This is a genomic window from Rhizobium sp. RHZ02 (assembly GCF_014851575.1).
GTDB classification, from domain to species: domain Bacteria; phylum Pseudomonadota; class Alphaproteobacteria; order Rhizobiales; family Rhizobiaceae; genus Rhizobium; species Rhizobium altiplani.
In genome coordinates, this window is sequence record NZ_JACUZX010000006.1 from 267,308 (window position 1) to 285,214 (window position 17,907).

At 60.9% G+C, this 17,907-nt stretch carries 22 protein-coding genes and 1 pseudogene; 9 read left to right on the top strand and 14 right to left on the bottom strand.

Annotated elements, in window-relative coordinates; genetic code table 11:
- Positions 1-20: 20 nt before the first annotated feature.
- The 5 genes from IB244_RS13205 to IB244_RS13225 all read right to left on the bottom strand — a co-directional run bounded on the left by IB244_RS13205 (position 21) and on the right by IB244_RS13225 (position 2,816).
- Positions 21-635: a hypothetical protein gene (locus IB244_RS13205; RefSeq protein ID WP_112646231.1), complete on the bottom strand. Its 615-nt coding sequence runs from the start codon at positions 633-635 to the stop codon at positions 21-23.
- A 103-nt stretch (positions 636-738) separates the two neighbouring features.
- Complete coding sequence (gene ykgO, locus IB244_RS13210) at positions 739-864, bottom strand: type B 50S ribosomal protein L36 (RefSeq protein ID WP_003582204.1); 126 nt, start codon at positions 862-864, stop codon at positions 739-741.
- 164 nt (positions 865-1,028) lie between these two features.
- Entirely contained in the window at positions 1,029-2,105 is a 1,077-nt protein-coding gene (locus IB244_RS13215; RefSeq protein ID WP_192304453.1) for a 5-(carboxyamino)imidazole ribonucleotide synthase, read from the bottom strand.
- On the bottom strand, positions 2,102-2,596 hold the full coding sequence (gene purE, locus IB244_RS13220) for a 5-(carboxyamino)imidazole ribonucleotide mutase (protein WP_018858896.1): 495 nt from the start codon (positions 2,594-2,596) through the stop codon (positions 2,102-2,104). The genes IB244_RS13215 and purE overlap by 4 nt, the downstream gene beginning before the upstream one ends.
- Positions 2,597-2,612: 16 nt before the next feature.
- On the bottom strand, positions 2,613-2,816 hold the full coding sequence (locus IB244_RS13225; protein WP_025660870.1) for a YdcH family protein: 204 nt from the start codon (positions 2,814-2,816) through the stop codon (positions 2,613-2,615).
- Between the two features lie 230 nt (positions 2,817-3,046).
- On the opposite strand from IB244_RS13225, the gene IB244_RS13230 reads away from it, so the two are divergent.
- The gene (locus IB244_RS13230; protein ID WP_018858894.1) at positions 3,047-3,220 is read left to right on the top strand and encodes a YdcH family protein; all 174 of its coding nucleotides are present in this window, start codon (positions 3,047-3,049) and stop codon (positions 3,218-3,220) included.
- 154 nt (positions 3,221-3,374) lie between these two features.
- On the opposite strand, the gene IB244_RS13235 is transcribed toward IB244_RS13230, so the two are convergent.
- Both IB244_RS13235 and IB244_RS13240 read right to left on the bottom strand, forming a co-directional pair.
- Positions 3,375-3,635 carry an ArsR/SmtB family transcription factor gene (locus IB244_RS13235; protein ID WP_018858893.1) on the bottom strand — a complete coding sequence of 87 codons (261 nt, stop codon included), beginning with the start codon at positions 3,633-3,635 and terminating at the stop codon, positions 3,375-3,377.
- A 69-nt stretch (positions 3,636-3,704) separates the two neighbouring features.
- Positions 3,705-4,469 (bottom strand): sulfite exporter TauE/SafE family protein, encoded by a 765-nt coding sequence (locus IB244_RS13240; protein WP_025660871.1) that lies wholly within the window; start codon positions 4,467-4,469, stop codon positions 3,705-3,707.
- A 107-nt stretch (positions 4,470-4,576) separates the two neighbouring features.
- Here IB244_RS13240 and IB244_RS13245 point away from each other — a divergent pair, with 107 nt between their 5' ends.
- Together IB244_RS13245 and IB244_RS13250 are read left to right on the top strand one after the other, a co-directional pair.
- Positions 4,577-5,230, top strand: coding sequence for a thiamine phosphate synthase (locus tag IB244_RS13245; protein ID WP_192304455.1), 654 nt, complete (start codon positions 4,577-4,579; stop codon positions 5,228-5,230).
- A gap of 10 nt (positions 5,231-5,240) precedes the next feature.
- Positions 5,241-6,323, top strand: coding sequence for a tetratricopeptide repeat protein (locus IB244_RS13250; RefSeq protein WP_018858890.1), 1,083 nt, complete (start codon positions 5,241-5,243; stop codon positions 6,321-6,323).
- 56 nt (positions 6,324-6,379) lie between these two features.
- Here IB244_RS13250 and IB244_RS13255 read toward each other — a convergent pair whose 3' ends face one another.
- Positions 6,380-7,120, bottom strand: a complete 741-nt coding sequence (locus tag IB244_RS13255) for a 3-oxoacyl-ACP reductase family protein (protein ID WP_192304457.1) — start codon at positions 7,118-7,120, stop codon at positions 6,380-6,382.
- 71 nt (positions 7,121-7,191) lie between these two features.
- Entirely contained in the window at positions 7,192-7,770 is a 579-nt protein-coding gene (locus IB244_RS13260; protein WP_018858888.1) for a TetR/AcrR family transcriptional regulator, read from the bottom strand.
- 214 nt (positions 7,771-7,984) lie between these two features.
- Here IB244_RS13260 and IB244_RS13265 point away from each other — a divergent pair, with 214 nt between their 5' ends.
- The 3 genes from IB244_RS13265 (at position 7,985) to IB244_RS13275 (ending at position 11,022) form a co-directional block, all read left to right on the top strand.
- The gene (locus tag IB244_RS13265; protein WP_018858887.1) at positions 7,985-8,785 is read left to right on the top strand and encodes an inositol monophosphatase family protein; all 801 of its coding nucleotides are present in this window, start codon (positions 7,985-7,987) and stop codon (positions 8,783-8,785) included.
- Positions 8,786-8,886: 101 nt separating this feature from the next.
- Positions 8,887-9,987 (top strand): hypothetical protein, encoded by a 1,101-nt coding sequence (locus tag IB244_RS13270; protein ID WP_018858886.1) that lies wholly within the window; start codon positions 8,887-8,889, stop codon positions 9,985-9,987.
- A gap of 3 nt (positions 9,988-9,990) precedes the next feature.
- Complete coding sequence (locus tag IB244_RS13275) at positions 9,991-11,022, top strand: peptidoglycan -binding protein (RefSeq protein ID WP_025660877.1); 1,032 nt, start codon at positions 9,991-9,993, stop codon at positions 11,020-11,022.
- Positions 11,023-11,024: 2 nt separating this feature from the next.
- Here the strand turns inward: IB244_RS13275 and IB244_RS13280 are convergent, their stop codons facing one another.
- The gene (locus IB244_RS13280; RefSeq protein ID WP_169682586.1) at positions 11,025-12,275 is read right to left on the bottom strand and encodes an RNA polymerase sigma factor; all 1,251 of its coding nucleotides are present in this window, start codon (positions 12,273-12,275) and stop codon (positions 11,025-11,027) included.
- 7 nt (positions 12,276-12,282) lie between these two features.
- Positions 12,283-12,621 (bottom strand): YciI family protein, encoded by a 339-nt coding sequence (locus tag IB244_RS13285; protein WP_025660879.1) that lies wholly within the window; start codon positions 12,619-12,621, stop codon positions 12,283-12,285.
- Positions 12,622-12,842: 221 nt separating this feature from the next.
- Between IB244_RS13285 and IB244_RS13290 the strand changes: the two genes are divergently transcribed.
- Entirely contained in the window at positions 12,843-14,483 is a 1,641-nt protein-coding gene (locus IB244_RS13290; protein WP_018858882.1) for an FAD-binding dehydrogenase, read from the top strand.
- A 30-nt stretch (positions 14,484-14,513) separates the two neighbouring features.
- Here the strand turns inward: IB244_RS13290 and IB244_RS13295 are convergent, their stop codons facing one another.
- The 3 genes from IB244_RS13295 to IB244_RS13305 form a co-directional block, all read right to left on the bottom strand.
- Entirely contained in the window at positions 14,514-14,702 is a 189-nt protein-coding gene (locus tag IB244_RS13295; RefSeq protein ID WP_018858881.1) for a YegP family protein, read from the bottom strand.
- A gap of 245 nt (positions 14,703-14,947) precedes the next feature.
- A complete protein-coding gene (locus tag IB244_RS13300) occupies positions 14,948-15,295 on the bottom strand; it encodes a hypothetical protein (RefSeq protein WP_018858879.1) in 348 nt (115 codons plus the stop codon).
- 149 nt (positions 15,296-15,444) lie between these two features.
- Positions 15,445-17,247, bottom strand: coding sequence for an ABC transporter transmembrane domain-containing protein (locus IB244_RS13305; RefSeq protein WP_026372007.1), 1,803 nt, complete (start codon positions 17,245-17,247; stop codon positions 15,445-15,447).
- 193 nt (positions 17,248-17,440) lie between these two features.
- Here IB244_RS13305 and rpmE point away from each other — a divergent pair, with 193 nt between their 5' ends.
- A complete protein-coding gene (gene rpmE / locus IB244_RS13310; RefSeq protein WP_007527409.1) occupies positions 17,441-17,662 on the top strand; it encodes a 50S ribosomal protein L31 in 222 nt (73 codons plus the stop codon).
- Between the two features lie 100 nt (positions 17,663-17,762).
- Positions 17,763-17,907: pseudogene (locus IB244_RS13315) on the top strand (IS5/IS1182 family transposase); the annotation flags it as partial.

Here is a 17,907-nt window from a genome sequence, read left to right on the forward strand (position 1 = left end):
TGCGCGCGCCGCCGTCAAGATCAGGTGCGGCTGCCGGCCAGCTTTTCGGAGAGTGTATTCATCTGCTCCTGGGCGCTTCGATTGGCAGGATAGATCGCCAGGAAACGTTCCCAGGCTTTCAGGGCCAGCGCGTCGTTGCCCGTTTCCATTAGAATGGCGGCCATGCCGGAGAGCGCGCCGAAGTGGCGGGGCTCGATGTCAAGCACGCGCTCGATGTCGGACATGGACTTGCGATAGTTGTCATTGGCGTAGTTGAGCGTCGCCCGGCGATTCCAGCTCTCTGCGTAATCCGGCTTGAGGGCGATCGCCTGATCGAGGAAGTCGAGGGCGGCGGCGGTGCGCTTCTCCTGGATCGCCTTGTCGGCCCACTGCATCAGGAGATTAACGGTCGCGCTGCCCGAGTCGTTCCACTCGGTACGGATTTCATCGGCGATACCGCTTGCTTTGTCAGGGTCGCGCTCGCGCTTCAGCTGTTCGAAGAGCTGATTCACATGCTGCTTGGGTGAGAGGTTTGCGTCCGGCTGCTCGACGATGACATCCTTGTCCGCAGCTGCGGCAGGGAAAACAGGAGCGAACAAGAAAAGGGACAGCGGCAACGCCGCGCAGGTCATAGCAAAAAAACGCATGGCGGACATAGTAGCCCGCCATCGCTGAAGATCAAAGCAATTTGATTTGATTGCAGAAGCAATCCCCGGACGGCGGGCGCAGAATGCCACGAAGCCGTACAGGCGCGCTATATCAGCCCTGACGAGCCTTGTAGCGCGGATTCAGCTTGTTGATGATGTAGATGCGGCCCTTGCGGCGAACCAGGCGGTTGTCACGATGACGAGCCTTGAGCGACTTGAGCGAATTCTTGATCTTCATTGTTTTGATCCGCGATGTTTGAGGGGGAATTCACATTCGCCCGTATCTATTACATTCAAAAGCGCGCTCAGGGCGCGCTCTTCAGGTTGGGCGTGCAGATAACCCGACGGTTCCGCTGTGTCAACCACATGACGGTGTTTTTCCCGGGGCCGAAGCGGCTTTTGTCAGGGAAAAACCGGCAATTTTGCGGTCAACGTGGTGACGTGGCCCATCTTGCGGCCGGGGCGGGATTCCGTCTTGCCGTAGAGGTGGACCAGCGTGTCGGGTCGCTGCAGCCAGTCGGGCAGGGCCAGAATATCGTCACCGATCAGGTTCTGCATGACGCAGTCCGAGTGGCGGTCGGCATTGCCGAGCGGCAGGCCGGCGACGGCACGGATATGCTGCTCGAATTGCGAGACAACGCAAGCGGCTTCCGTCCAGTGACCGGAGTTGTGGACACGGGGCGCCATTTCATTGGCGATCAGGCTGCCGTCCGCGAGCACGAAGAATTCGATGCCGATGACACCGACATAGCCGAGCGCCGCCAGGATCTTCTCGGCGGCTTCGCTGGCGGCGGCTGCCGTTTCCGCAGCGATGGACGCGGGTATGGTCGACGTGTGCAGGATGCCATTGCGGTGAATGTTTTCGGCTGGGTCGTAGCAGGCGACGGTGCCGTCGGCCGCGCGCGCCGCGATGATCGAGATCTCGCGCTCGAAGGCAACGAAGCTCTCGAGAATGAGCGGCACGTTGCCGAGTGCTGCAAAGGCGCCATCCGGCGCATCGGCTGCGGAGCGGAATATTCTCTGTCCCTTGCCGTCATAGCCGAGGCGGCGGGTCTTGAGAACGCCGCGTCCGCCGAAGTCCTTCAGGGCCGCTTCGAGATCGGCTTGGCTGTCGACCGCGTGGAAGCCCGCCGTCGGGATGCCGCATCTATTGATGAAGCGCTTTTCGACCAGCCGATCCTGTGCGGCCTCGAGAGCCTTCGGCGGTGGATAGACCGGGACCTTGCTTGCAAGGGTTTCGGCGGCGGTTACCGGGACATTCTCGAACTCATAGGTAACGACGTCGCAAGCCTTCGCAAGTTCGGCCAGCGCTGCAGGATCGTCGTAGGCGGCGACGATCTGTCCGTTGGCGACCTGCGCTGCTGGACAGTCGGCCTGCGGTTCCAGGACGACGGTGCGGAAGTTCAGTCGTGCAGCGGCCATGGCAAGCATGCGGCCGAGCTGGCCGCCGCCAATGATGCCGATCGTTCTTACTGTCATAGGTCGTCCATCGGATATTCGGCTACCGCGGCGCTCTGGCGCTCGCGCCATTCGTCGAGCCGGTCGGCAATCTCTTCGTCCGACAATGCCAGTACGGCTGCTGCCAGAAGAGCAGCGTTGATCGCACCCGCCTTGCCGATGGCAAGCGTGCCGACCGGGATGCCGCCCGGCATCTGGACGATGGAAAGAAGACTGTCCTGACCTGACAGTGCCTTGGATTGGACCGGGACGCCGAAAACTGGCAGCGGCGTCATGGCTGCGGCCATGCCGGGAAGGTGGGCCGCGCCGCCGGCGCCAGCAATGATCACCTTGAAGCCTTCATCGCGGGCGGACTTTGCGAAGTTCACCAGGCGATCCGGTGTGCGGTGGGCCGATATTATGCGCGCATCATAGGGAATTTCGAGCGCCTCCAGCGTGTCGGCGGCGTTCTTCATGGTCTCCCAATCGGACTGGCTTCCCATGATGATGGCAACGGATGGTCTGTCTGTCATCGTCACGGCGTTCCCTTCAGGCGATGATGTCAGGGATGATCTGGTCTTCCAGCTTGGACAGCTTGTCCTTGATGACCAATTTCTTCTTCTTCATGCGCTGGATGCGCAATGCGTCGCATCCAGTGGCAATCATGGCGTTGATGGCGGCGTCGTAATCCTCGTGCTCCTGGCGCAGTCTTGCGACCATGAGCCTGATTTCCGCCTGTTCCTGATCGGCCATTTTGCATTCCCCATAACCGTCTTCGGACATCGTCCGTTCTGCCGATAATTTCCGCAAGCTCCTATCACCAATTGGAGGTAACGGCTAGCGGCTGTTCGTCATGATTTTGCCACGTGTTCTCCTTGCTTTCACCTTCGACAAGGCTTCAAAAATATGTCACAGTCGAAGGGTTGACGCCTTGGATCTCCGGCGGTGTTGGCCGGGGAGAGGTAAGAGGAAGGAAGGGTCAAATGACTGTTCAAGCTCATCTTGAGTCACTCCAGAAAAAGCATGTTGCTCTCGAGGAGGAGTTGCATTCGCTTATGACATCCCCCTCCCGAAACGATAATGAAGTAGCTGAGTGCAAACGCAGAAAATTGCGGATCAAGGACGAGATTGAGCGCCTTAAATCATCCTTCCATTGAGTAGGATGCAATAAATCAACGAACGCGGCCCTAGGCGAGGAGGGCAAAACTCCAATTTCACCAAAAGCTTAGACCAGTTCGTGCTCGACAGGCGGTTATGGCGCCGGCTCCGACGGAAAGTCGCGAGCCGGCGTCCTTCGTTTGAGCGGTCGGGCTAGGCCCAGAACTGATCGAGCCAGAGATTGAGCCTGTCGAAGCCGCGATTGTTGACCGCATAAATGCGTCGGGTGCCTTCTGCGGTCACCGAAACCAGATTGCAGTCCAGCAGCGCCTTGAGGTGCTGGGAGACGGCGGGGCGGCTGATCGGCAACCCCTCGGCAAGTTCGCTCACGGTCTTCGGCGCGCGTCGCAACTCCTCCAGCAGGAAGCGCCGGTGAGGGTCGGCTATCGCGGTGAAGGGATCCACGTTCGACATAGCGAAAACGCTACGTCAAACGGCGCAATCGGGCAAGGAAATTGTGCGACGCAACGAAACCCAAAATTGTCAGAAACCCAAGCCTTCCTTCGCGATCAGGACGGCGGCAATGAGCGCCATGGCGTACATGAAAGGGTAGAAGATCGCGGGCTTCATCCGGCGCACGCACCAGGCGCCGGCAATCGTCGCAAGCGGCGCGAACGGCAGCAGCGTGGCCGATGTGGAGAGGTTCTGCGTGTCGAGCTGGCCGAGCGCGAAGTAGGGTATGAGCTTGACGGCGTTGAGAATTGCGAAGAAGCGGACGCTGGTTCCCGTATACTCCCGTGGCTGCATCTGCAGCGGCAAGGCATAGATCTGGAACGGTGCTCCGCCGGCATGAGCGACGAAGCTGCCATAGCCGGACAGGCTTCCCCACGTCGTCGCAAGCAGCGGCCGTTGGGCTCGAGGTGGCGTATGCTTTCCGGCTGCCGGGCCGAAGTTGTTCCAGAAGTAACGAAGGCAAAAGAGGATGGTGACCGCGCCGATGACGACGCGAAGCGCATTGCCTGGAACGAGCGCCGAAGTCGCCCAGCCGAGCCCGATGCCGAACAATGCGCCCGGCAGCATGATCTTCAGCGTTGTCCAGTCGCCGTGTCCGCGCCAGATCACGAGCGAGATCATGTCCATGAAAACGAGGATCGGGAGCAGGATCGCGGCGGCCTGAACGGGCGAGACGACGAGAGCGAGAAACGGCAATCCGATCAGCGACAAGGCATCACCCATGCCGCCTTTCGCCAATCCGACGAGGATGACAGCAGGAACGGCGGCGTAGTAAAATGACAAGTCCATCGGCATGCTTTTGAAATCCTCCACTTGCCAGTCCCGTCTAACGGAACTACTCACACGAGACGAGTGCAGATAGGCCGCAAAACGACCTGTCCTGCTGTAAATGGAAAGAGTTCATGACCGAACCGGAAAACCGCTGCCGCCTAGTTCTGATCGCGCCCGACATTGCCGATGTCGACGAGAAGGCGAAGATCGTCGGCGACGCCTTGAAGGGCGGTGACGTCGCCTCGGTGATCGTACCGCAATACAGCCTCAATGACGGCGAGTTCCAGAAGCACGCCGAGAAGCTGGTTCCCATCATTCAGGAGTCAGGTGCGGCCGCACTGCTAGCGGGCGACAGCCGCGTCGTCGGGCGCAGCAAGGCGGATGGCCTGCATCTGACCGGTCCGGCGAGCGAAATTTCCGAAGCGATCGACAAGTATGCCGACAAGCTGATCGTCGGCGGCGGCAATGCCGCTGATCGCCACCATGCGCTTGAGATCGGCGAGGAGCGACCGGACTACATCTTCTTCGGCAAGCTCGACGGCGACATCAAGCCGGAGGCGCACCCCAAGAACATCGCGCTCGGCGAGTGGTGGGCTTCGATGATCGAGATCCCATGCATCGTGATGGGCGGTACGGATCCAGCTTCCGCACTGGCCGTTGCCGAAACCGGCGCGGAGTTCGTCGCGCTGCGGCTGGCGGTTTTCGCGGACGCCGGGCGTGCGCCGTCCATCGTCGCCGAGATCAATGCGCTCTTGGACGAAAAAGCGCCACGGTTTGAGGATTGATATCGCGCTCATGCCGATCCTAGCCCGTCATCTGCGCCTGTCCGCTGCCTTTACTGTCGCCATTTTGGTGGGATTTACCCATGGCGCTTCGGCCCAGGTTGTCGACAATGTCGTGACACGGCCACTGGCGACCGCCCCAGAGTCGCTCAAAGCCGGGCGGCCGCAGACCGATGGCACGGGACCCTCGACGGGCGTTGGCGTTTTCGACCGCATGGGTGCGAAGTTGCCGGACCTGCCGCCGGAAAAGGATTATAAGGGCGTTGTCGATGAGGCCTACGGCGCCTATCAGCGCGGCTACTATCTGACGGCGATGGAAAAGGCTCTGGCCCGCGCACAACTCGGCGATCCGGCAGCGCAGACGCTTATGGGTGAGCTTCTGGCGGACGGGCTGGGCGTCAAACGCGACATGAAGAACGCGGCCTTCTGGTACAGCAAGGGTGCGGAAGGCGGCGACGCTGCAGCAATGTTCAAATACGCGCTGATGCTGATCGAGGGCCGGTACGTCAAGCGCGACAAGGCCAAGGCCGACGAATACATGCACAAGGCGGCCGATGGCGGAAATGCTTCGGCGCAATTCAACTGGGGCCAGATCCTCACGACCGACAATCCCGGCGACAAGGGATTGAAGCTTGCCCTGCCTTATTATGAGAAGTCTGCCGAACAGGGCATCGCCGACGCGCAGTATGCGGTGGCGGAGATTTACGCCTCGCTGCCCGACTTGCCGGAGGAAAAGAAGCAGCTGGCGCGCGAATGGATGGCACGTGCTGCGCATGCCGGCTTCGACACCGCCCAAGTCGATCTTGGCATCTGGCTGGTCAACGGTCAAAACGGCCCGCGCGATTTCGTCAAGGGTTTCCAGTGGCTGAGGCTTGCCGCCAATCGTGGCAACGTCGTTGCGCAGAACAAGCTCGCGCACCTCTATATCAACGCGCTTGGAACCAAGCCGGATCCTGTCGAGGCCGCGAAATGGTATGTCCTGTCGCGCCGCGCCGGTCTGCCCGACCCGGAACTTGAAGACTTCTATCTCGGCATCGAGGACGACCAGCAGAAGGCGGCCATCGATGCTGCCAACAAATTCCGCCGGCTTCAGTGATTTAACCCCTGAAAGGCTCTGAACGGACCGGCGGCTCGTGCCGCCGGCTTTCTGTCTCAGGCGAGATAGCCGCCGTCGATCGTCAGGCTGGCGCCGGTGATGAAGGACGCTTCTGAACTTGCGAGATAGGCCGCAAGGCTTGCAATCTCGCGGTCTTTTCCCATGCGACCGAGGGCAATCAACCCCTTCAACATCTCATTGGCATGCGGATCGGTATTCATGTCCGTCTCGGTAGGCCCGGGCTGGATCGTGTTGACGGTAATGCCGCGCAGGCCGAGATCGCGCGCGAGGCCGCGCATCATCGCAGCGACTGCGCCCTTGGTCATGCTGTAGACAGCGGATGTCGGAAAGCCGCTGCGTTCCGCGGTCACGCTGCCGATGGTGATGATCCGACCGCCTTCATGCATATGTTTCGCTGCGGCCTGCGTGCCGGCAAAGACGGCCCGCACATTGACGGCGAACATGCGGTCGAAGTCCTCCAGAGGGAAGGTTTCCAAGCTATTCAACAACAGGATTCCTGCGTTGTTGACGAGAATGTCGATGGAGCCAAAGTGATCGGCAGCCTTGTCGATGGCTCGCTGCAGTGCTGCGGCATCCGCGCTGTCGGCTTGAATGGCAAGTGCCCTGCCGTCCTTCAACTCGATCTCAGCTTTGATTGCTTCAGCTTTCTCCTTGGAATTGGCAAAGGTGAAGGCGACTGTGGCGCCATCCATCGCCAGCCTGCGAACGATCGCCGCGCCGATGCCGCGTGAGCCGCCGGTCACGATTGCGACCTTTCCTTCAAGTGGTTTCGTCATTTTCATTTCTCCTTATTGGACTGTTTAATCTAGAATAGGGTGCGGAAAATCAGCGCTCTTCGATTGGGCTGTTATCGAAGGCTGCGGATTGCGAGACTGGCGATGGTGCGCAGGGTTTCGGGGCTTGCGCCGTTGCGGGCGCTGACTTTCATGCCGGATAGGGTGGCACCGAGAAACTGGGTGGCGGTTTCGGGATCGATTTCCGCCGATAGCTGGCCTTTCCTCTGGCCATCCTTCAGCAGCGTGAAGATTGCCTTGGCAAGCATTGCCGAGGCGCTGTCAGTCAAGGTCGCCACATCTGCGTCGGTGCGGCCAAACTCGCAAATCGCGCTGACGCCGAGGCAGCCCTTCGACGCCTCCGAGGCAGGTCGAGATGCGAAGGCGAACAGGGCAGCCTCCAGGGCATCAAGCGGTTGCGCGCCGTTTTGCATGTCCGCGATGATGCGCAGAATACTGTCGGTATTGTAACGCTTCAGAGCCTGGAGGTAGAGACTGCGCTTGTCGCCGAAGGTATCATACATGCTCTGCCGGCTGATCTTCATCGCCGCAAGCAGGGTGTCGGTGGAGCTGCCCTCATAGCCATGCTGGGAGAAGACGCCGATCGCAGCGTCGAGAGCATTGTCTTTGTCGAATTCCTTGTGCCTTGCCATGGACACGCAAATAGCAATTCCGGATCAATCTGTCCAGAAATATTTGAGTCGCATTTCTCCGTCGGCGTCGTGGTTCTACGGTCTCCTCTTGAAATTTTCCCGATTTTGTGGTCTTGAGGCCGCCAATCTTATCGAGCGCCGCCTTCTCCGGCGATCAGGGACCTTTCCCACCCTGACAGCGCATACCGTTTACCGCTCAAGGAAAAGTGCTCACATGGCTCGTTCAGCTCTCCTCAATGTCATGGTTCAGGCTGCCATCAAGGCAGGCAAGTCGCTGGGACGTGATTTCGGGGAAGTGCAGAACCTGCAGGTCTCGGTGAAAGGCCCGGGCGATTTCGTCTCGAATGCCGACCGCAAGGCCGAAAAGATCGTTAAGGACGAACTGCTGAAGGCCCGCCCGACCTATGGCTTCCTCGGCGAAGAGAGCGAGGAAATCAAGGGCACGGACGGAGCGCATCGCTGGATCGTCGATCCGCTCGACGGCACGACAAACTTCCTGCACGGCATCCCGATGTTTGCGGTATCGATCGCGCTCGAGCGCAACAATGAAATCGTGGCTGGTGTCGTCTTCAATCCTGCGACGGACGAACTCTACACCGCTGAACGCGGCGGCGGCGCCTTCCTGAACGATCGCCGTCTGCGTGTCGGCGCACGCCGCGTGCTGTCTGATTCCGTCATTGCCTGCGGCGTGCCGCACCTCGGCCGCGGAAACCACGGCAAGTTCCTCGTTGAACTCCGGCACGTCATGGGCGAAGTTGCCGGGATTCGTCGCATGGGCGCGGCGTCGCTCGATCTCGCCTATGTGGCTGCAGGTCGGTTTGATGGCTATTGGGAAACTGCGTTGTCGGCCTGGGATATCGCTGCGGGCATCCTGCTCATCCGCGAAGCCGGCGGCTACGTGTCCGATTGGGAAGGCGGCTCGTCCATTCTCGAGACGGGCTCGGTGGTTGCAGGCAACGAGTATATCCAAAAGGCATTGCTTGAAGTCGCCAAGCGCCCGATCCCGGCTCGGTAAATCGCTGTTGTAAAGGCACGGTTTTCGTTCCGCGCATACTTCAATTCGGCACAATGTTGCTCTAGTCTCCGGCTGAAATGAATCCGGAGGCTGCGGAACCTATGGAAAATGTGAATGTGGCTGAGTTCGGCTCGACCGAAAAAACCACGGGTAATTACAGCTATAAACTTTCCAGTCCGATGCCGTTTCTTTGGACGATGGTGCTGTTTCTGATCATCGTCGGGTTCATCGCAGCCATTCTTTTCCGGCAGACGCAGACCGCTTTCATGCACAATCCGGGCCTTAACGGTTTGATCCTCGGCGTATTGGCGGTCGGTATCATCCTCGTCTTCAGCCATGTGCTGTCGTTGCGCCCGGAAGTACGGTGGTTCAATTCGTTCCGCGCTGCAGGCAGCGCCGACAAGGTCGGCCGCAATCCGAAGCTGCTTGCTCCGATGCGGACTCTGATCGGCAGCCGCAGCGCTTCGGCGGGAATCTCGACGGCGGCGTTTCGCTCCATTCTCGATTCCATTGCCAACCGCCTCGATGAATCGCGCGACGTGTCGCGCTACCTGATCGGCCTCCTCGTCTTTCTCGGCCTGCTTGGTACGTTCTGGGGTCTTATCGGCACGATCGGTTCGATCAGCTCGGTTATTCAGACGCTCGACGCGGGTTCGAACGGTTCGACCGATGTTCTCGGAGCGCTGAAGGAGGGGCTTTCGATGCCGCTTTCGGGCATGGGCCAGGCATTCTCGTCGTCGCTGCTTGGCTTGTCCGGCTCGCTCATCTTGGGTTTCCTTGATCTGCAGGCAGGCCGTGCTCAGAACCGCTTCTACATGGAGCTGGAGAACTGGCTTTCGTCAGTGACCGACGTCGGCTCCGATGTGGCGATCCCGACCATCAATCCCAACTCGGCGGTCTCACCGGACGACGTTCGGGCGCTCTCCGAATATATGCGCCGGATCTCAGAGGAAGGCAGCGGCGGCACCCAGAGGTCGGTTGCGGCAATGGCAAACCTTGCCGAAGGCATTCAGGGCCTAGTCAAGAACATGCGCAATGAACAGCAGATGCTTCGCGACTGGATCGAGGCGCAGCAGGACGAGACGAAGGCGATGCGGCGCACGCTCGATCGCCTGGCTGAGAGGATCGGCTCGCAGGAAAAGCACGGCTCAGGCGAACGCTCTCAACGCATGCAGCAACCCGAAAAGACCGAGGGCAAGTAAGCTATGGCTCTTGCCCGCAATCGTCGCCCCCAACGCGCGGTGGACTACTGGCCAGGTTTCGTTGATGCACTATCGACACTGCTGATCTCCATCATGTTCGTGCTGACCGTCTTCGTGGTCGGACAATATATCCTGAGCCGTGAGATTACGGGCCGGGACGAGGTGTTGAATCGGCTGAACAGCCAGATCAACGAATTGACGCAGCTTCTCGCCCTGGAGAAGGGAAGCAAGCAGGACCTCGAGGATAGCGTCGCCAATCTGCAGGCCTCCCTAGCGTCCGCCGAGAGCGAAAGATCCCGCCTGAAGGCGCTCCTTGATGCTGGGTCGGGCGGACAAAGCGCTGCGGAAGCACGTGTCGGCAACCTGACGAAGGAACTCGACGAACAGAAGCAGATGAGTGACCGGGCGATGAGCCAGGTCGAGCTTCTCAACCAGCAGATCGCCGCCTTGCGCAGCCAGATCGCCGCTGTCGAAGCTGCTCTGCAGGCTTCCGAGCAGAAGGATCAGAGTTCGCAGGCGAAGATCGCCGATCTCGGACGGCGCCTGAACGTCGCTCTTGCGCAACGCGTGCAGGAGCTCAACCGCTACCGGTCAGACTTCTTCGGGCGCCTGCGCGAGATCCTGTCCGACCGCGAGAATATCAGGATTGTCGGCGACCGCTTCGTCTTCCAGTCGGAAGTGCTGTTTCCCTCGGGCAGTGCGGATCTCAATCCGGACGGGCAGGTCGAGATGGCAAAGCTTGCGACGGCGCTCCTCGACGTTGCCAAGGAAATTCCGCCTGAGATCAACTGGGTACTGCGTGTCGATGGGCATACGGACAATGTGCCGCTCGCGGGCACCGGACGATATGTCGATAACTGGCAGCTGTCGTCCGCACGTGCGATCTCGGTCGTCAAGTTCCTGATTTCCCACGGCGTGCCGGCCGACCGTCTCGTCGCCGCCGGCTTCGGCGAGTTCCAGCCGATCGCACCAGGCGACACGCCCGAGGCGCGCGCAACCAACCGTCGTATCGAGCTCAAGCTGACCGAGAAGTAGGGTTACGCGACGCCCGACCGAACGTCGGTGAGGCGATCCATCAGGAAACAGCGCACCGCCGGGCTGTCGCTGAGGCCGATTGCCGAAAGGTAGGCGGCCTCTGCCGCCGGATAGTCTCCAACTTCCGTCAGCAAGTGCGCGCGAACGGCCCAATAGGGCTGGTAGGCTCTGACTTCCTTTGCGTCCATGGCGTCGAGAGACGCCAGCCCAGCTTTGGGTCCCTTCGTGCGACCGAGGACGGCGGCACGGCTGACGCGGGCGCCGATCGTCGGTTGCATCATCAGCAGCGCATCATACAAGATCACGAGAGCGTCCCAGTCCGTCAGGCCTGTCAGCCGCCGGGCGGCATGAACGGATTGAATGGCGGCCATGCACTGGAACGGACCGAAGCGGTTGGCGGCGCCTGCCTTGCGGAGCAGCGTGTCGGCTTCGGTGAGCATGATCGCATTCCAGCGATCCGTCGACTGCTTGTCGAGCGCGATGTACTCGCCCTCGGCATTGTGCCGCGCGGCACGTCGACCCTCGCAATAGAGCATCAGGGCAAGCAAACCGATCACCTCTGGCTCTTCGGGAAGCATTGAAAGCAGCGCCCGGCAGAGCCAGATGGCTTCGCTGGAAAGGCCACTGCAACCGCCATCGGCGCCATCGAGATTGTCCCAACCAAGCCCGTAGGCCGCGTAGATTGCGGAAAGAACGGCGGACAGACGCTCGGGCAGCGAGTGTCGATCGGGTATGGCAAACCCGATGCCGGTATCGCGAATGTTCGCCTTGGCCCGGACCAACCGCTGGCCCATGGCGGCAGGCGAAACCACGAAGGCCTGCGCGATTGCTTTTGCGTCGATGCCCAACACGACTTGCAGCATCAGCGGCGTGTGAATGCCTTTGTCGATTTGCGGATGAGTGCAGGCGAAAAGCAGCTTCAGGCGTTCGTCGGGCAACGCGTCTGTGGCCACTTCGTTCATCCTCGCCTCGGCCTCCTCGAAGGCCAGGACGATCGTTGGTCGCGCATTCTCGCGAACGGATCGACGGCGTGCAGCTCGCATGAGGTTGCGCCGCGCAGCGACCAGCACCCACGCCTCCGGCCTGTCGGGGATGCCGCGTTCCGGCCAGACCCGCAGAGCATCGACGAGCGCTTGTGACAACGCATCCTCGGCGGCCGGCAGATCGCGGGAGCGGGCCGCCAGGAAGGCGACCAGCTTGCCATAGGATTGACGCGCCACCCTTTCGGCGACGCGTTCGGCTTCGACCGTCATGTCCGCCTCACATCTGAAGGCGAGGGCGCACTTCGACCGAACCTTCTGCGGAGACCGGAACCCGGGTCGCCCATTCGAGCGCCGTATCGAAGTCGGGTACGTCGATCAGATAGAAGCCTCCCAACTGCTCCTTGCCCTCAGGGTATGGACCATCCTGCACGTCGTGGTCCTCGCCCTTGCGCCGCACCACCGTGCCGGTTTCGGGCGCGGTCAGGCCGGCGCCGCCGGTCATGATGCCGGCTTGGATCAGAGCCTGCGTGTAGGCGATCCAGCCGTCGCGGTAGGTGGGATCGGCGCGGCGGGCAAAATCCCGCGACGATTCGCGAACGATGAGCGCGTATTGCATTTGTATTCCTCCAGAATGGTTGTGTTGACCGGCGTGCAGGCATCTAAGAACCAAAAGCAGAAAGCTGCAACGCTTGGGGGATCGGCGGTAGACCGTTCCGAGAGAATGAGACTCGGCGTTGGCTCATTTCGACATCCGGCCAAAAAAATTTCACGGCGGAAAAGTGGCGTTGTCGCCGGGCGGGGCTCCGCGTAGGCTCGTGTCGTTTGGGGGAGAATGCTTTGATTGAATGTGATGTGCTGGTCATCGGCGCAGGACTTGCCGGGCTTGTGGCGGCGGCGGAGGCAGCGGAGCGCGGACGGAAGGTCTGCATCGTCGAGCAGGAGGGCGAACAGAGCGTCGGTGGGCAGGCATTCTGGTCTCTGGGCGGGCTGTTCTTCGTCGACAGCCCTGAACAGCGGCTGCTGGGCATTCGCGACAACCTCGGCCTGGCGCGACAGGACTGGATGGGGTCCGCGTCATTCGACAGGCCGGAAGACTATTGGCCGCGTCGCTGGGCAGAGGCCTATCTGGAGTTCGCCGCAGGCGAAAAGCGTTCATGGCTTTATCAGCAGGGAATGCGCTGGTTCCCGGTGGTCGGTTGGGCCGAGCGGGGAGGCGGCTTGGCGCACGGCCACGGAAACTCCGTACCGCGCTTTCATGTGACCTGGGGAACCGGGCCGGCTGTGCTTGCCCCCTTTGTTCGCCGCGTGCGCGAAGCGGAAGCGAAGGGCCTTGTTACGCTTCTGTTCCGGCATCAGGTGGATGATCTTCTCGTTCAGGACGGCGTCGTCTGCGGCGCCCGCGGCTCGGTCCTTCAGCCCGATGCTTCCGTGCGAGGGCGGGAGACAAACCGTATGTTTTCGGCGCTCTTCGAGGTTCGGGCCGGCGCGACGATCGTCACATCAGGGGGTATCGGGGGTAATCACGACGCGGTGCGCCGGAGATGGCCGGTCGATAGGTTGGGGCGGCCCCCGGCCGAAATGGTCGCCGGCGTGCCCGCCCATGTAGACGGTCGAATGATCGAGATCGCCGAGCGTGCTGGCGGGCGGGAGATCAATTCGGATCGGATGTGGCACTACACGGAGGGCGTGAGGAATTGGGACCCGATCTGGCGCAATCACGGCATACGCATCCTGCCGGGTCCCTCCTCCTTCTGGTGCGACGCCTGGGGTAACCGCTTTACTCCGCCAGCGATGCCCGGCTTCGATACGCTGGGGACTCTGAAGGCGATCTGCGCAACCGGGCAGGACCACAGCTGGTTCATCCTGACCAAGGCAATCATCAAGAAGGAGTTTGCCCTTTCCGGTTCCGAGCAGAATCCCGATATCACGGGCAAGGATATCCGCCTGCTTCTCAAGCGGTTGGGCAAGGAGCCGCCGGGGCCGGTTCGTGCGTTCATGGACAAAGGCGAGGATTTCGTCGTTCGCGACACGCTGGAATCGCTTGTCGACGGCATGAACGGGTTGACGGGTGAAAAACGTGTGGATGCGAGCCGCCTCAGGACGCAGATCGAGGCGCGCGACAGGGAGATCGCCAATCCCTTTGCCAAGGACGCACAGGTGGTCGCCATTCGAGGGGCGCGGCGCTATCTCGGGGATCGCTTGATGCGGACGGCCAGGCCGCATGCACTGCTTGACCCCAGGGCCGGGCCGCTCATTGCCGTGCGGCTGCACATCCTGACACGCAAGTCGCTCGGTGGTCTGGAGACGGATCTATCCGCGCGCGTGATCGGCCATGGTGGCGATCCGGTTCCGGGGCTTTATGCGGCGGGTGAAGTGGCGGGTTTTGGTGGTGGAGGTATGCACGGATACAATGCGCTCGAGGGAACCTTCCTCGGCGGCTGCATCTTTTCCGCCAGGGTAGCCGGGCGGGCAGTTTAAAGGCGGCGTTTGTGGCGCCGCCTTATGTGATCAGGCCTCAGCCTTCGTCGTGTCGACGACTTCTGCGCCGGGAGAATTCTTCTTGATGGATTCGATGGCGCTGAGCGCCGATGCCTTGGCTTTATAGCCTTCGGAGCCGAACATGGCTTCGCCATTCGGAGCTTTGAAACGGAAACGGAACTCGCCAGCCTTGTCCTTGTAAACTTCGAACTTATACATCGATTTTTCTCCCGGAATCAGGATGTTGTCCTATCTGCAGGTGCAGCCTAGAACAAAAAACGCAACTATTCCATCGGGATATTTGCGCGCTTTGCAACCGACGCGACTGACGGGCCGTCAGGGACGACATACGCCCCTGATGTATAGGTCTTACGGTTTGAAGATCGAGAAGACCGACGAAAACTTGTTGATCAGGTAGGGCGCAAAGAGCACCAGGCCGGAATAGAAGAAGTTGGCGCCCTTCGTCATATCGGGGATCTCGTTGCCGCTGGCGAAGCGATGGAGGAGGCAAGGCCAAAGCCGACATAGAGCATCAGGATCGCGACGGTTCCGACAAGCGCGATAAAGCGGCTCGAGCTCGCCTTCATCATCGTGACGGTGAGAGGGACTTGCCCTGCTGCGAGCGCATTGCCGGCGGCATCAATGGCGTTTCCGGCCGTATCAGTCTTAGTCAAGGCGACTTCCTCCGACAAGGCATCGGTGAGCGACCAATCCCGGGCCTCCCGCAGCGAGCGATAGCACAGCAGCATCGATATGACGACGGCTACGGCGACGAGAACGACTAGCATCTGGGCAAAGCTTATCGAGTTCAACTGAGCCTCCCCTCAGAACGCGACGACATGGCGTTCACCCATAAATCGGGTGTAATCTTTGCGTGCATTATGTCAATATACACGCAAAGATTACACGCCGTTGCAACCGGCGGAGGCCGGGGGTCGAGGAAGAGCGTGTGGTCAGGCAATCATCTTGCAGCGGCGAGAAAGTCCCCGGCGCCGGTTTCGAACTGCAGCCTCGCAAGCTTGGCGTATATGCCGCCCTCCCTGATGAGGCTCTGATGTGTTCCCTCTTCGACAACGCGTCCCTGATCCATGACGAGGATACGGTCGGCCTTCAGCACGGTCGCGAGGCGATGGGCGATGACGAGCGTGGTGCGGCCGGTCATCAACCCGTCGAGGGCCTTCTGCACAAGCGTTTCGCTTTCGGCGTCCAGGGCCGACGTCGCTTCGTCGAGAAGCAGGACCGGTGCGTCCTTGAGGATGGCGCGGGCGATGGCGATGCGCTGGCGTTGACCGCCGGAAAGCGTGATGCCGCGCTCTCCCACCTCGGTGTCGTATCCCTTCTCCAAACGAGCGATGAATTCGTCGGCCTGTGCAGCGATCGCGGCGGCCCGCACCTCTTCGCGGCTTGCCTCGGGACGGCCGAAGGCGATGTTGTCGTGAATGGAAGCCGCAAAGATCGTGACGTCCTGGGGCACGATCGCTAGGCGCTTCCGCAGTTCGTCGGGGTCGCTGCTGCGTGCATCCACTCCGTCGATCATCACGGCGCCCTTCTGCGGGTCATAGAAGCGCAGCAGCAGCGAGAAGACGGTGCTTTTTCCGGCGCCGGAGGGGCCAACGATCGCGACGGTTTCGCCGGGAGCGACGCCGAAATTCAAGCCATGCAGCGCGGATCGCTCCGGCCGTGAGGGATAGGCGAAATGCACGTCGGTAAACTGGACACGGCCTTGCGCCGGAGCGGGCAAGGCAACGGGCGCAGCCGGTGCGGAAATCGGGGAAACCTCGTCGAGCAATTCCGTCAGCCGATCGGCCGCTCCCGCGGCCTGCGAGAGCTCGCCCCATACCTCGGAGAGTGCGCCGAGCGAGCCTGCGGCAATGACGGAGTAGAGAAGAAACTGGCCAAGAGTGCCTGGCGACAACGTGCCGGCGAGGACGTTATGGGCGCCGACCCAGAGAACGGCGACGACGCTGCCGAAGATGAGGGTAATGGCGATGCCGGTCAGCAGGGCGCGCGAGCGAATTGCGGCCCGGGCAGCGTCATAGGCGGTTTCGACGGCCATCCCGTAACGCGAGGCGGCGGCATCCTCGCCCCCGAAGGCCTGGACGGTACGGCTGGCCGCAATCGTTTCGTTGGCGAAAGCAGAGGCGTCGGCCAGCGTATCCTGAGCCGAGCGCGAGCGCTTCCGGACGGAGCGGCCGAAGCCGACCAACGGAAAGACGATCAACGGGATCGCACCGATCACCAGGCTGGACAGCTTTGGCGACGTCACGATCATCATGCCCATCGCGCCGAGACAGAGAATGAGGTTGCGCAGGGCGACGGAGGCCGTCGCGCCGACAGCCGACTTGATCTGCGTCGTGTCCGCCGTCAGGCGCGAGACGATCTCGCCGGACTGGTTGACGTCGAAGAACGAGGGAGACAGGCGCGTGACGTGATTGAAAACATCGCGGCGCAAATCGGATACCACACGCTCACCAAGGGTGATGACGAAGTAGTAGCGAAGGGCGCTCGCGATGGCGAGCACGATCGCCATGATCATCAGCATCAGGAAATAGCTGTTGATGAAACTGCCGTCGGCCTGTGTGAAGCCATGGTCGATCATGCGGCGGACGGCGAGCGGCAGAGCAAGCGAAGTGACAGCGGCAAGTGCCAGGGCGGCAAGCGCCCCTGTGACCATGCCGCGATAGTGCATCACATAGGGTGTCAACCTGCCGAGCGGCTTCAGCGAACGAGACTTCTTTTCCTCGGGTTGCCCTGCGTATGCCAATTCGTCTCCGATCGCCTTCGACACCGCTCATCCGCGGCTGATGGCTCTTGTTATCCTGCCGGCCTTCATGTATAGGCAGCCCATCCTAATGGGAAGCCGTAGCCTTTTGCGTCTGCGGCTTCATTTATTCAATCGGTCCTCTTGTCGCAACGAATATGCGTCAAATTGGACGTTGCATGGCAGGAAGATTGTTATGAAGGCAGATATCCATCCCGACTACCACACGATCAAGGTAGTCATGACCGACGGCACCGAATACGAAACCCGCTCGACCTGGGGTTCTGAAGGCGCAGTCATGAACCTCGAAATCGACTCCAAGTCGCATCCGGCATGGACTGGTGGCAACCAGCAACTCATGGACCGCGGCGGTCGCGTTTCCAAGTTCAACAAGCGTTTCGGCGGCCTCGGCCTCTAATCGCTGTCGCTTGGCAGAGTTTGAAAGAGCCCCGCTTCGGCGGGGCTCAGATTGCTGACAAACCCCTGGCACCGTCTGGGGGTTTGTGATTCATTGGGACATGTTGAAGAAACCTGCTCCCACCCAGACGGCTCTTGAGATGGTGACGCTCGACAGTCTGGTGCCGAAGGATCACCTGCTGCGCAAGATCGACGCGGTGATCGACTTTTCCTTCATCCATGATCGTGTTGCGGGGCTTTATTGCG

What these genes read in the sequence shown, in the direction of transcription:
- IB244_RS13205 (WP_112646231.1), bottom strand. Translation starts at nt 635, where the DNA reads ATGTCCGCCATGCGTTTTTTTGCTATGACCTGCGCGGCGTTGCCGCTG.
- ykgO (WP_003582204.1), bottom strand. Translation starts at nt 864, where the DNA reads ATGAAGATCAAGAATTCGCTCAAGTCGCTCAAGGCTCGTCATCGTGAC.
- IB244_RS13215 (WP_192304453.1), bottom strand. Translation starts at nt 2,105, where the DNA reads ATGACAGTAAGAACGATCGGCATCATTGGCGGCGGCCAGCTCGGCCGC.
- purE (WP_018858896.1), bottom strand. Translation starts at nt 2,596, where the DNA reads ATGACAGACAGACCATCCGTTGCCATCATCATGGGAAGCCAGTCCGAT.
- IB244_RS13225 (WP_025660870.1), bottom strand. Translation starts at nt 2,816, where the DNA reads ATGGCCGATCAGGAACAGGCGGAAATCAGGCTCATGGTCGCAAGACTG.
- IB244_RS13230 (WP_018858894.1), top strand. Translation starts at nt 3,047, where the DNA reads ATGACTGTTCAAGCTCATCTTGAGTCACTCCAGAAAAAGCATGTTGCT.
- IB244_RS13235 (WP_018858893.1), bottom strand. Translation starts at nt 3,635, where the DNA reads ATGTCGAACGTGGATCCCTTCACCGCGATAGCCGACCCTCACCGGCGC.
- IB244_RS13240 (WP_025660871.1), bottom strand. Translation starts at nt 4,469, where the DNA reads ATGCCGATGGACTTGTCATTTTACTACGCCGCCGTTCCTGCTGTCATC.
- IB244_RS13245 (WP_192304455.1), top strand. Translation starts at nt 4,577, where the DNA reads ATGACCGAACCGGAAAACCGCTGCCGCCTAGTTCTGATCGCGCCCGAC.
- IB244_RS13250 (WP_018858890.1), top strand. Translation starts at nt 5,241, where the DNA reads ATGCCGATCCTAGCCCGTCATCTGCGCCTGTCCGCTGCCTTTACTGTC.
- IB244_RS13255 (WP_192304457.1), bottom strand. Translation starts at nt 7,120, where the DNA reads ATGACGAAACCACTTGAAGGAAAGGTCGCAATCGTGACCGGCGGCTCA.
- IB244_RS13260 (WP_018858888.1), bottom strand. Translation starts at nt 7,770, where the DNA reads ATGGCAAGGCACAAGGAATTCGACAAAGACAATGCTCTCGACGCTGCG.
- IB244_RS13265 (WP_018858887.1), top strand. Translation starts at nt 7,985, where the DNA reads ATGGCTCGTTCAGCTCTCCTCAATGTCATGGTTCAGGCTGCCATCAAG.
- IB244_RS13270 (WP_018858886.1), top strand. Translation starts at nt 8,887, where the DNA reads ATGGAAAATGTGAATGTGGCTGAGTTCGGCTCGACCGAAAAAACCACG.
- IB244_RS13275 (WP_025660877.1), top strand. Translation starts at nt 9,991, where the DNA reads ATGGCTCTTGCCCGCAATCGTCGCCCCCAACGCGCGGTGGACTACTGG.
- IB244_RS13280 (WP_169682586.1), bottom strand. Translation starts at nt 12,275, where the DNA reads ATGACGGTCGAAGCCGAACGCGTCGCCGAAAGGGTGGCGCGTCAATCC.
- IB244_RS13285 (WP_025660879.1), bottom strand. Translation starts at nt 12,621, where the DNA reads ATGCAATACGCGCTCATCGTTCGCGAATCGTCGCGGGATTTTGCCCGC.
- IB244_RS13295 (WP_018858881.1), bottom strand. Translation starts at nt 14,702, where the DNA reads ATGTATAAGTTCGAAGTTTACAAGGACAAGGCTGGCGAGTTCCGTTTC.
- rpmE (WP_007527409.1), top strand. Translation starts at nt 17,441, where the DNA reads ATGAAGGCAGATATCCATCCCGACTACCACACGATCAAGGTAGTCATG.